General features: G+C 36.5%; 12 protein-coding genes. 2 read left to right on the top strand and 10 right to left on the bottom strand.

Annotated elements, in window-relative coordinates:
* Positions 1–28: 28 nt before the first annotated feature.
* The 5 genes from FJ651_RS01845 to kynU all read right to left on the bottom strand — a co-directional run bounded on the left by FJ651_RS01845 (position 29) and on the right by kynU (position 5,546).
* On the bottom strand, positions 29–811 hold the full coding sequence (locus tag FJ651_RS01845; protein WP_140988688.1) for an SDR family oxidoreductase: 783 nt from the start codon (positions 809–811) through the stop codon (positions 29–31).
* Between the two features lie 90 nt (positions 812–901).
* Positions 902–2,335, bottom strand: coding sequence for an aldehyde dehydrogenase (locus tag FJ651_RS01840; RefSeq protein ID WP_394348077.1), 1,434 nt, complete (start codon positions 2,333–2,335; stop codon positions 902–904).
* 118 nt (positions 2,336–2,453) lie between these two features.
* Positions 2,454–2,870, bottom strand: coding sequence for a RidA family protein (locus FJ651_RS01835; RefSeq protein WP_140988687.1), 417 nt, complete (start codon positions 2,868–2,870; stop codon positions 2,454–2,456).
* Positions 2,871–2,875: 5 nt separating this feature from the next.
* Positions 2,876–4,282, bottom strand: coding sequence for an FAD-dependent oxidoreductase (locus tag FJ651_RS01830; RefSeq protein ID WP_140988686.1), 1,407 nt, complete (start codon positions 4,280–4,282; stop codon positions 2,876–2,878).
* Positions 4,275–5,546 (bottom strand): kynureninase, encoded by a 1,272-nt coding sequence (kynU, locus tag FJ651_RS01825; RefSeq protein ID WP_140988685.1) that lies wholly within the window; start codon positions 5,544–5,546, stop codon positions 4,275–4,277. The genes FJ651_RS01830 and kynU overlap by 8 nt, the downstream gene beginning before the upstream one ends.
* 143 nt (positions 5,547–5,689) lie before the next feature.
* Here kynU and FJ651_RS01820 point away from each other — a divergent pair, with 143 nt between their 5' ends.
* Positions 5,690–5,872 (top strand): CDGSH iron-sulfur domain-containing protein, encoded by a 183-nt coding sequence (locus tag FJ651_RS01820; RefSeq protein ID WP_140988684.1) that lies wholly within the window; start codon positions 5,690–5,692, stop codon positions 5,870–5,872.
* Here FJ651_RS01820 and FJ651_RS01815 read toward each other — a convergent pair.
* The 4 genes from FJ651_RS01815 to FJ651_RS01800 form a co-directional block, all read right to left on the bottom strand.
* On the bottom strand, positions 5,869–6,540 hold the full coding sequence (locus tag FJ651_RS01815; protein WP_140988683.1) for a hypothetical protein: 672 nt from the start codon (positions 6,538–6,540) through the stop codon (positions 5,869–5,871). The two genes, FJ651_RS01820 and FJ651_RS01815, sit on opposite strands and share 4 nt — an antisense overlap.
* A gap of 2 nt (positions 6,541–6,542) precedes the next feature.
* Positions 6,543–7,199 (bottom strand): peptide-methionine (S)-S-oxide reductase MsrA, encoded by a 657-nt coding sequence (gene msrA, locus FJ651_RS01810; RefSeq protein ID WP_140988682.1) that lies wholly within the window; start codon positions 7,197–7,199, stop codon positions 6,543–6,545.
* Positions 7,200–7,305: 106 nt separating this feature from the next.
* A complete protein-coding gene (locus FJ651_RS01805; RefSeq protein ID WP_140988681.1) occupies positions 7,306–8,088 on the bottom strand; it encodes a zinc ribbon domain-containing protein in 783 nt (260 codons plus the stop codon).
* Between the two features lies 1 nt (position 8,089).
* Entirely contained in the window at positions 8,090–9,205 is a 1,116-nt protein-coding gene (locus tag FJ651_RS01800) for a Nif3-like dinuclear metal center hexameric protein (protein ID WP_140988680.1), read from the bottom strand.
* A 125-nt stretch (positions 9,206–9,330) separates the two neighbouring features.
* Here FJ651_RS01800 and lpxK point away from each other — a divergent pair, with 125 nt between their 5' ends.
* Positions 9,331–10,356, top strand: coding sequence for a tetraacyldisaccharide 4'-kinase (gene lpxK, locus FJ651_RS01795; protein WP_140988679.1), 1,026 nt, complete (start codon positions 9,331–9,333; stop codon positions 10,354–10,356).
* Here lpxK and FJ651_RS01790 read toward each other — a convergent pair.
* On the bottom strand, positions 10,335–12,479 hold the full coding sequence (locus FJ651_RS01790; RefSeq protein WP_246085291.1) for a tetratricopeptide repeat-containing hybrid sensor histidine kinase/response regulator: 2,145 nt from the start codon (positions 12,477–12,479) through the stop codon (positions 10,335–10,337). The two genes, lpxK and FJ651_RS01790, sit on opposite strands and share 22 nt — an antisense overlap.
* Between the last annotated feature and the right edge of the window lie 126 nt (positions 12,480–12,605).

Below are 12,605 nucleotides of genomic sequence, written 5' to 3'. Positions count from 1 at the left end.
TAATCATCTAGTTCACCCGCATCATTATTTACAAAGATTTGGTGCGTCCGCCATCAATAGGTAAATTAATGCCATTAATATAAGCGGCGCGTTCACTAGCTAAAAATGAAATGGCATCGGCCAGTTCTCCGGGCTGGGCAAAGCGTTTGGCAGGTGTATAATGCTTCATGATTTCGGCCATATCCTCAGTTGTTTTGTTTTCGGCCTTGGCTTTAATAATGATGATTTCGGTAAGGCGTTCAGTTTCTGTAAATCCCGGTAAAACATTATTGACCGTTATACCAAATTCGGCAACTTCTCCTGCGAGCGTTTTACTCCAGTTACCAACCGCGCCTCTAATGGTATTGCTAACTCCTAAACCCGGAATGGGTTCTTTAACCGATGTAGAAATCACGTTGATAATACGACCAAAACCTTCACTTTTCATAAACGGAATGGTTGCCTGTGCCAAGACGTGATTACATTTTAAATGGTTGGTAAAGGCGTTTTCAAATTCTTCGATAGTGGCTGATAAAACAGCACCACTTCTTGGTCCGCCGGTATTATTTACCAAAATATGAAAGCCATGATGAGAACTGATAAAATTTTCCACTTTTTCTTTTAGTTTCATCGGATTGGAAAAATCGGCAATAATATAGTTGTGTTTTTCGGGTTGTGGTAATTGAGCCAGAACCGTTTTTAATTTGTCTTCATTTCGTGCCAGCAAGGTTACAATGGCGCCTTCATTGGCCAATGAGATTGCTGTTGCTTTTCCAATACCTGCTGTGCTACCGCAGACCAAGGCGTATTTGTTGTTTAGTTTTAAATCCATGTTTTTTTAGATAAGAGAAAAGAGAAAAGAGATAAGAGACAAGAGATGATAAAAAGTCTATTTTCTCTTCTCTTTCTTCTATTTTCTTGTTTAATATTTAATACACACATTCTTAGCCTCTGTAAAAAAGCGCAAAGCCTCAAAACCACCTTCACGCCCAATGCCGGAAGCTTTAACGCCACCAAAAGGGGTTCTTAAATCTCTTAACATCCAGGTATTTACCCAGACAATTCCTGATTGCAATTTTTGTGTCATTCTCATGGTTCGGGTTAAATCGTTGGTCCAAAGTGTTGCCGATAAGCCATATTTTACTTTGTTTGCCATTTCAAGCACTTCTTCTTCAGTTTTAAATGGCATAATGGTAACCACAGGACCAAAAATTTCGTCTTGATTCACCGTACATTCATCGGTAGTAACTTCTATAACGGTTGGCTCCAGGTAATAACCGTTTTCAAATCCTTCAATCGTTACTTTGGTACCGCCACACAAAATAGTACCGTTTTCCTCTTGGGCAATTTCAATATAGCGTAACACTTTTTCAAGATGTGGTTGAGATACCAATGCGCCAATATTAGTTGCTGATTCTGAAGGGTGCCCCACTTTGAGCTGTTTGACTTTTGTAACAAAATCGGTTTTAAATTTTTCATAAATGGTCGTTTCCACAAAAATCCGACTTCCGCAAAGGCATATCTGACCTTGATTAGCAAACGACGAACGCACAGTTGTAGACAGCATGTCTTCATAATCGCAATCGGCAAAAATGATGTTTGGATTTTTACCACCTAGTTCAAGTGATAATTTTTTAAACATGGGCGCTGCTACTTTTGCTATATGTGCGCCGGTAGACGTACCACCTGTAAACGAAATGGCTTTAATATTTGGATGTTCTATTATGGCTTGTCCTGTGGTATTTCCAAGACCGTGAACAATGTTTAAAACGCCCTTTGGTAAACCGGCTTCGTTGCACAATTCACCCAATAAATAGGCCGTAACCGGAGTGACTTCGCTGGGTTTGGCTATCACGCAATTACCTGCAGCTATGGCAGGTGCAATTTTCCAGGTAAACAGATAGAGTGGAAGGTTCCATGGCGAAATACAACCTACCACGCCAATGGGTTGACGCAATGTGTAGTTGATGGCATTATACCCAACGCTTTCATGACTTTCACTGGCAAATTGGGTAATGGCATTGGCAAAAAATCTAAAGTTGCTGGCAGCTCTGGGTATATCTACGGTTTTAGCCAGACTAATGGGTTTGCCATTGTCTATAGATTCGGCTTCGGCGAAACGTTGCAGGTTAGCTTCCAGTAATTCTGAAATTTTAATGAGGATACGACTCCGTTCGTCTAAAGTGGTTTGTGACCAAGCAGGAAAAGCCTCTTGCGCCGCCAGATAGGCCATTTCTATATCTTCATGACTCGAGTTTGGAATTTTACCATAAATTTCACCGTTAGCCGGGCAATAATTATCTATCCAATTGTTGAGGATTGGATTTTGAAATTTGCCGTTGATGAAGTTTTGTATTCCTACGCCAGCCTGACCGGTAGACAGGAAAGCAGGAATCTCATCTTTTATATTACTACTTGCCACGAAATCAGAAATATTTTTACTCCAAGGAGATGTTAAAATTATTTTTTTCTTTCTATAGAGATTCCGGCGTTCGCAGGAAGGCAGTGGCTTTAATCTCAACCACCAAATCAGGATGTGGTAATTGATGCACCGCTACGGTAGTTCTGGCAGGACCGGTTTCTTTATTAAAAAACTCTGCATAGGCCTTGTTATACCCGGCAAAGTCGTTCATATTAACTAAAAATGTAGTGACGTCTACCACATCTTTAAGGCTGGCTCCTACGCTTTCCAAATTTCGATTGATATTGTTTAAGACTTCTCGGGTTTGGACTTCAATATTTAAGCGTTTGGTGCCCATTTCATCAATGATATCAACGCCTGCAATTGTGTTATCGGGTCTTCTTGAGCTGGTTCCAGAAACAAAAATCCAATTACCTACCACTTTTACATGCGGATAAGCACCTCTGGGTGTTACGGTTTGATTTGACATATCAATTATTTTAATCCGGCTATTTCATCTTGTTTTAAAATAGTTTCGGCATGGTTATTTACTTTATTTAAAAGTTCTTTTAAATCTTTTATAATGAAATTTTTATCGTCATACAGCAAACTTAGAATGGCTTTATCCTGAGCACGACCACGTAACATAGCTTCCCTATAGCCAATATGTTCATTAAAGGTAACCAAACTATATTTAGACGAATAATGGTTTGGGAATTCTTTTTCAAGAACCATTTCAATTTTGCGTTTTTCCTGGAATATGGGGTTAGCAACATGGTCTTTCATTTCATGGAAGTTATCTATGGCCAAATCGGCAATGGCATCGGTGTCTTTTTTTCTGGTCTTTTCATATTCTGTGAAAACTCTTTCCCAGTTGCCTTCATATTGATCTAATACGGCATCTAATTCTACTACGTCTTCAAACGATGCATTCATACCTTGACCGTAAAAAGGCACAATGGCGTGTGCTGCATCGCCCAGCAACAAGGTGTTGCCTTTGTAGTGCCAAGGATGACACTTAACCGTTCCGAGTGGTGCTGTTGGATTATTAAAAAAATCTTCGGTTAGATTGGGCATTAACTCGAGGGCATCAGGGAATTCTTTTTTAAAAAAATCGGTCACTCTTTCGGGTGTGGTGAGATTGTTGAAATTGTATTCACCTTCATCATAGCTCAAAAATAACGTAACTGTAAAACTGCCATCTAGGTTGGGCAAAGCAATGATCATAAAATCGCCTCTGGGCCAAATATGAAGCGCATTTTTAAAGGTTTTGTAGCCACCGTTTTCAGCCGGTAAAATACTTAATTCTTTATAGCCGTGCGTGAGGAAATTTTGCGAAAAACTAAATAAAAACTTTTTTGAGGTGAAATAACTCTGTCTTAATACCGAACCAGCACCATCTGTAGCCAGGATAACATCGGCATCTTCAATAAATTCGTTATTATTTTCAAGATCTTTAAAGTAAGCGGTTGTTTTTTCAAAGTCAACCGAAGTACAAGCCCGATTAAAATAGATTGACACATTTTTGTGTTTTTCGGCTTCGTCTAGTAGTAAGGCGTTTAAATCGCCACGAGAAATAGAATTGATATATTCATGAGACCTGCCACTGTAATTAGACATAATGGTGTTGCCTTCTCTGTCGTGTAGCATTCGCCCGTGCATTGGAATGCATAATTCCTGTACTTTTTTTTCTAATTCTACCAACTTAATGCCTTTGTTACCGCGATCTGAAAAGGCCAAATTGATAGAGCGACCTGCACTTATTTTAACTTTTCGCAAGTCTGATCGCTTCTCCATAACCGTGACATTATAACCGCGCTGACCCAAGCGTAATGCCAATAACGAGCCACACAATCCGGCACCAATAATAAGTACGTTTTGTTGTTTGTTGGATTTAGTCATTGAGTAGCGATTTTAATATGTTGACTGTGTTGTAAACATCTAAAAATTGGTTATACAGAGGCGTAGGCGCACATCTAATTACATCTGGCTCACGCCAATCGGCAATAACGCCCGCTTCAGTTAATTGGTTAAATAATGATTTATCGGCATTTTTTACTTGAATTGATAGCTGGCAGCCACGTTCATCTGGGTTTGTTGGGGTGATGATATGAATGCGGTCGCTTCGCAATTCATGGAGAAGGAACTCAAAATAGCCTGTAAGCAATTTACTTTTTTCAATGAGTTTGGGCATGGTGGCTGCTTCAAAAATATCTAAGGAAGCCTTGATGGCTGCCATAGATAAAATGGGCGGATTGCTTAATTGCCAACCTTCGGCACCGGGCATCAAATCAAAATCGTCGCGCATTTTAAAACGTGTATTTTTGTTATGACTCCACCATCCTGTAAAACGGTTGAGTTCCTTGTTATAAGCGTGGCGTTCGTGAACAAAACAACCGCTTAAACTTCCGGGTCCGGAATTTAAATATTTATAGGTACACCAAGTAGCGAAATCGGCACCGGATTCGTGTAAATTTAATGCGACATTGCCTGCGCCATGAGCACAATCAAATCCTACTACGCAACCGTATTTATGCCCTAATTGCGTTATGTGTTTTAAATCAAAAAACTGCCCGGTATAATAGTTAACCGCACCTATCATAATAAGTGCTATTTGGTTGCCTTCTTGCTTTAGAATTTGCTCTAAATCTTCGTATTTCGCTAAATTTTCACCTTTCGGAGGATGCCACAAGATAAGCCCTTCTTTTTCATTAATTCCGTGGTGTCTTAATTGCGATTCTACGGCATATTTATCTGAGGGAAATGCATCTGCTTCAATTAAAATTTTATAACGTGATTTTGTGGGTTTGTAAAACGATACCATCATGAGATGCAAATTCACTGTAAGGGTGTTCATCACTACCACTTCAATAGGTTTTGCACCCACAATTTGAGCCATACTTCCGGTTAGGTATTCATGGTAATTTAACCAAGGATTTTTGGCTTGGGTATGGCCTTCAACACCAAGATTAGCCCAGTCTTCAAGTTCTTGATTGATATAGCTTTGCGTGGATTTAGGTTGTAAACCAAGAGAATTTCCACACATATAAATGAGCGGATCGCCATGGTGGTTTTTAGGAATGTGGAACTGATTTCTGAAGTCGCTTAACACATCGGTTTTGTCGAGTTGTTTTGCAAATTCAATTCCTGTTTTAAAGTGGGTCAATTTGTGAAATATTTGGTGTATTCACAAAAATAAGAATTATAAACGTTCAATGTTATGATTACTTACTAATTGTAAGGATTGAAATAATTTTTGTAACTTACACACAACAAGCAAAATTGTTTTAAACCACTAAAAATTAGCAAATGGAAACCAAAGTAGAAGTTTTAGAGAAAGGGCCACTTTTGGTTCACGGTACTATAAGTATTACTCATAAAAACGGCGATGTTGAAACTAAAAAAAGAACCACAGCTTTTTGCAGATGTGGCGCTTCAAATACAAAACCTTATTGCGATGGCCATCACAATACCAGTGGCTTTAATGATTAGTTTTCAATTTTAATATTAGTAAAGTTTAAATTCCAGTCTATATCAGGTTGTTTATGATCTTGGGCAAATTTAATGCCGTTGACTGTTATATAATTTTCGAAGGAATTTACAAGCGATGGTTCGCTTGAATTACCTTTGCGATAAATCCACTCTTCAATCATAAAATCATCGTTATAAAAAATATCATAGGCATCTCCCGGTGTGTAGCCGCCATCTGACGGATAGGTAATGGTGAGTTTATTTATGGAATCCTTGGCAATAGGAGCGAGTACTTTTTCCGATTTAGAAATGTTGGTGTTGTTGTCCCATACCAATTGAAACGGTATTAATAACCAGAATTTGTCGTTAATAAAAGCTCTGTCGGCATTGAGGCTTAGGCTGTCAACAGCCATTCTGTTATAACTAATGGTGTCTGCAGCAGTCATCATGGTAACCTGATTTGTTTTTGGCTCCCAAATCCAGCTGCGCTCAAAATGGTTACCTTCCCGGTCTACATTAAAGGTGAATTCTAGTTTAGATACTTTGTCCCAATTTTCGAGGCCGTGCGCCATGGCAATTTGTTCTTGAACAGACAATTGGGCTATTGTTTCCGTTGTTGTTTCTTTTTTGTTTGAATTACAGGCTAATAATGTAAAATTCAAAATAATAAGGTAGATGATATTTTTCATTTTTAATTGTTTTCTTTTAGTAACTCCGGAAATTTAGCCTTAAATCTATTAAGTCTGGGTATAGAAACATTCATGATGTACGGATGTCCCGGATGCAATTTTTCGTAATCCTGATGGTAATCTTCGGCTACCCAAAATTTTTGAAACGGATAAATTTCGGCTGCGACAGTTGCATTAAGCTTTTTGGATAATGCAGCTTTTTTTTCCAGAATAATTTGTTTTTGGGCTTCGTTCTGATAGAAAATAATAGAACGATATTGGCTGCCTTTGTCAGGCCCTTGACCATTTACCTGTGTTGGATTTTGCGATCCAAAATATACATCCACCAATTGCGCAAAGCTAATGATGTTTGGGTTGTAAATAACTTCAACCGCTTCGGCATGACCTGTTGTTCCGGTGTTGCTGAGTTCATAAGTGGGATTGTTGGTATAACCTCCTGCATATCCATTAATAACTTCTTCAACTCCAATAACACTTTCATAAACAGCCTCAACGCACCAAAAGCAACCACTTGCAAAATAGGCACGTGCCAATCCGTTCTCTAATGGTACTTCAATAGGTTCGGCATTGATGACTGCTTGTTGTTTGGGGTTAACTTGTGCTTCGTGTTTGCAACTAAAAAACAAGCAAATTATAATGGCTAATAAAAATCTTTCCATAGCTTTTTTATGTAAAATTAGCGATATATGTTAATAATTCACTTAAAGTTTTATTAAATAAAAAAGCCCCTGAAAACAGAGGCTTATTGTTATTAATTTCGAAAAACTATGCCAATTTAGCGAATAGCTTTTCCATTTTAGATTTTTCTTCTTCAGCAAGTGCGGGATCTACTAAGATTCTTCCGCTGTGTTCGTCGGTAATTATTTTCTTTCTCGTAGCAATTTCAACTTGTACTTGTGGTGGAATTGTAAAGAACGATCCGCCTGCGGCACCTCTTTCTACAGCTACAACCGCTAAACCATTTCTTACATTTCTTCTAATTCTTGAATAAGCATTAGCCAAGCGCTCATCAATTTTTGCGCGATATTCGGCTGCTTTTTCTATTAGGGCATTTTCTTCTTTTTCAGTTTCAGACATAATAGCATCTAACTCACTCTTTTTGTGTTTAAGGTGCGTTTGTCTGTCTTTGAGTCTTTCTTTTGTGCCGTTGATCACCTCTTTTTTCTGTTCAATTTGAACTTTAAATTCTTTGATGTGTTTTTCGGCTAATTGAATTTCAAGTTCTTGATATTCAATTTCTTTAGTGATAGAGTTGTATTCTCTGTTATTTCTAACATTTTTCTGCTGCTCCTGATATTTTTTTATTAGAGCCTTTGACTCTTCAATCAAATTCTTTTTGGATTTTATCTGTTCGTCAACAACTTCTATACCGGCGTTTAATTTTTCAAGTCGGGTATTAAGACCTTCAACTTCATCTTCTAAATCTCTAACTTCCAGGGGAAGTTCTCCTCTTAGGTTTTTAATTTCGTCTATTCTTGAATCGATTAATTGCAAATCGTACAATGCTCTTAAACGTTCTTCAACAGTAAGTTCAACCTTTTTTGTCATATTAAAAATACTTTACCGGATTTGTATTTGTAGTTGATATCAACACCTTACTTTGCTGTAAGGCAGGTGCAAAATTAGTAATTTTTTTTGATAGAAAGTCTACTAAATAATTTTTTGTGAATTGCTCACTTTCGTAATGACCAATATCGGCTATAATAATCTCATCTTCAGACTTAAAATAATCATGATATTTAAGGTCGGATGTTAAAAACAAGTCTACTTTTGCCCTTTTGGCAGCTTCTATGGCAAAGCTTCCTGAGCCACCTAACACTGCAACACGTCTAATTTGTGTTTTGCACAGTTGCGAATGTTTGATTACAGGAATATTTAATGATTGTTTGATATGATTGAAAAAGTCTGTTGTATGTATAGGTTCATTTAGTTCACCTATCATTCCCATGCCAATGTGCTGATTGAGATTGTTAAGTGTGATGATTTCGTAAGCAACTTCTTCATACGGATGGCTCTTAAATAAATTTTGCAGAATACCAGACTCTAAATGTTTTTGATAGGTTACTGTAATTTGAGTTTCTTCTTCAAAATGGGTTTCACCTTTTTTGCCAATGGTTGGGTTGCTATTTTCATTGCCGTTAAATGAACCCAGTCCTTGAGAATTAAAGCTGCAATTACTGTAGTTACCTATATTACCTGCACCGGCGGCAAAAAGTGCGTCTCTTACAGTTTCTGCACTTTTGGTTGGAACGAAAGTGGTTAATTTGTGAATGGTTTGTTGCTTTGGAACCAAGATTTGGCGCTTGTTAAGGCCTAATGCTTTACATAAAACATCGCTAACACCGTTCCAGTGATTATCCAAGGCTGTATGAATGGCGTAAATAGCAATTTTATGTTCAATAGCCTTTATAACAGTGCGTTCTACATAAGAGTTGCCATTTAGTTTTTTTAAACCGCTAAAAATAATAGGGTGAAAACTAACAATAAGATTGCAATTATGGGCAATAGCTTCGTCAACTACAGCTTCTAAAGTATCTAAACTTACAAGAATATTGGTAACTTCTGCATTGCGGTTGCCAACTAAAAGTCCTACGTTATCAAAGTCTTCGGCATACTTTAGTGGAGCCAATTCTTCAAGCCATTCCATCACATCCTGAACAATCATATTTTTATAAATTTAATGATGCATTTGCAAATATAAACAGCATAAAATTAAGATATATGTTTGGGTTTACTGTTTATTTAGGGGTTTATTTCTGAGGTGAAGCTAAAATGTTTTAATTTCGTTTTGTGAAATTACTTAGAAAAATAGTCATTGTTTTTGTGCCAGTCTACTGGCTGATTACATGGTTTTATCACCAAGTTTATAATTTCGGACTTTTAAAATCTACCAAATTTAATCATCCTGTAATTTGTGTTGGTAATTTGGTAGTTGGTGGAACCGGTAAAACACCAATGATTGAATACCTTATTTCAGTTCTATCTAACCAATATAAAATAGCTGTATTGAGCAGAGGTTATAAACGTAAAACCTCAGGATTTGTAGTTGCAGATCATAAGGCTTCGGCAGAGCAAATTGGAGATGAACCCTTTCAAATTTACGGCAAGTTTAAACAAATAATTGTTGCCGTAGATGAACAACGAAAGCGTGGTATTTCAAGATTATTAAACATGAATAATAAGCCACAGGTTATTTTATTAGATGATGCTTTTCAGCACAGGCAGGTTAGATCGGGTTTAAATATTTTACTAACTGCTTACAATAATTTGTATTGTGCCGATATGATGTTGCCAACCGGAAATTTAAGAGAGCCAAAAAGCGGTGCCAATAGGGCAGAGGTGATTGTGGTTACGAAATGTCCGCAGGATTTAAGTGCCGATGAAAAGCAAAACATAGAAAAACAGCTTAGATTGAAAGCGTATCAGTCATTATTTTTTAGTAGTATACAATATGAAAACGCTATAAAAAATGAAAGAAATTCTATAGGTTTAAACGATTTGATAGGAAAAGATTTTACTTTATTAACTGGAATTGCCAATCCAACGCCATTGGTAACTTTTTTAGAACAGAACCAAATGATTTTTGAGCATTTGGAATATCCCGATCATCACTTTTTTACATCTGAAGAATTACAATTGTTAAAGACAAAACCTTTAATAGTAACCACTGAAAAAGATTTTGTGAGACTAAAAGGTAGTTTAGATAATCACAAGGGTTTGTATTATTTACCTATTTCAATACAAATAGATTTTGAAAACAGGTTCAATGATATTGTAAAAACTTTTATCAACACTTATTCTTCAACCGAAGCCTGAGAGGTCGATTGATTTTTCTTTAAAGCATTGTAAAGTTTTTTCTCAAAATCTTCCTGTTTAAATGGTTTTGAGATAATATCGGTAAAACCTGCTTCGTCAAATTCCTGCATTTTGTCTTCCAGCGTTACAGCCGTGAGGGCAAAAATTGTAAGGTCCTTGTCAAAGCTTCTAATAATCTTAGTAGCTTCTATACCACTAATTCCCGGCATATGGATATCCATAAGTACCACGTTATAATTGGTTTTTTTAACGTGTTCTACGGCATCTTCGCCATTTTCTACAATATCACAAGTAAGATTCATTTTGTTCAGAATCTTTTTAGTGATCATTTGGTTGATTTTGTTGTCTTCAACCACTAAAATTTTAATGTTACTTAAATCCAATGCTTCAATTTTTTTAGCGTGACTATTTGGTTCTTTTTTAATAACATTTTCGGGGGCGTAGGTTAAGGGTATTTCAAAGAAAAAGCTGGAGCCTTTTCCTAATTCACTTTTCACATAAACTTTTCCTTTAAGTATTTCTGCAAGACCTTTTACAATAGAAAGGCCGAGTCCGGTACCGCCATATTTACGGTTGATTTGAATGGATCCTTGCGAAAAACTCTCAAACATATGTTCTTGCTTTTCTTTTGAGATGCCTATGCCATTATCGGCTATTTCAAATCTTAGGGTGTATTGGTCATTATTTTGGTTGAGTTTGGATATTTTTACCCATATATCACCGTCTTTGGTGAACTTAATAGCATTACCAATTAAATTAATAAGTATTTGAGAAATTTTAAGCTGATCGGCTACGAAACTTTCAGGTAAATTTTCTTCATAGTTTAAATGTAGCTGAGTATTGTTTGTTTTTGCACTGTTGTCTAGTGCCGAAATCACGTTTTCAACTTTATTTTTAAGATTGAATTGTTCCGGATCTAATTCAACTTTATTTGCTTCAATTTTATTGATTTGAAGAATATCGTTAATGAAGGTTAATAAGTATTCGCCTGAAAATTTTAGCGACTTTAAATGTTGTACTTGTTCGGGTTTAGGATTTTCATCTAATAGCATATTGGTTAAACCGGTAACGGCATAAAGTGGTGTTCTCAATTCATGTGTTACGGTTGAAAGGAAATTTGCCTTTGTTTTTGAAGCCAGTTCTGCTTTTTCTTTTGCAACAATTAACTCGTCGTTTTTAATGTAAAGCATGTTATTGGTCTTTAACCTGATGTTGTTGTTCTTGTACAACGACAAGGTTAGCAGCGATAAAATGGTGATTAAACCAATACTTAAAATAGTAGTTAGCCTGGCGATATTACTGTCAGAATCTGCTTCAGATAGTTGAGAAATCAACTCTTGCCTTTCGGCCTGATTATACGTTTTGAGTAACTGTGCACTTTTTTCGGGCGAAAAATTATCTTGCGTGATATTTAATAACGAATCAGTTAATTTTAAGTGTTTTTTAATGAAGATATTGGCGTTTTCGTAATCTTTTTTCTTTTCATAAAGGTTACTCATAATGAGGTAGCCATCCATTAAATTTTTAGAAATATTATTGGTTGTGGCAATTTCTATGCCTTTTTCGGTATTTTCAAATGCCGAAGCAATATTATCTGTCTTTTCCATTACAGTACCATTATAAATAAGTGCGGTACTCAATTGCTTTTGAAGATCGTATTTGTTGGCTAGTATAATAGCTTGTTCTAATCGTTCTTTAGCCTCATCGTAGTTTTTGAGCTTGATGTAAACCTTGGCTTCGTTGATATTAACATCCACCAGGAAACGCTCTAAATCTTCCTCTTCAAATTTAGTTTTGGCTGAAGTAAAATAATCTAAAGCTGTTTGGTATTCACCCTTGCTGCTATGCACAATACCACGCATGTTGTAAGTTATGGCCAGATTGGCATAATCGCTTATCTCACGCTGAATTTCGGCGGCTTTGGTGAGTGATAAAAAAGCTTTATCCGAATTTTCAACAGTGTACTCAATTCGGGCAATTTTGGTATGAAGTACGCCTTGCGTTTGTAAATCCTCAAGTTGTTCTGAAATGGCAAGGGCTTTTGTAAGACTTTCTTTGGCATTGTAGTAATCACCCCTGTCAATCTCTAACTCAGATTGAACTATGAGGTTTTCTAAATTCAATTTTAAAAGTTCAAGGTCTTCATTTACAAGATTTTGAGCTTGAATTAAAACTGAAAAAGAGGTTATTATAACAAATATCAGATATTTGATTCGGGACATTTTAACACACTTTTAGTGAACAAATAT

The organism is Paucihalobacter ruber, from assembly GCF_006494535.1.
In the GTDB taxonomy this organism is placed as follows: Bacteria; Bacteroidota; Bacteroidia; order Flavobacteriales; family Flavobacteriaceae; genus Paucihalobacter; species Paucihalobacter ruber.
Note: the sequence above shows the minus strand (reverse complement) of the source record. Positions and strands in the feature narration are given on the sequence as shown.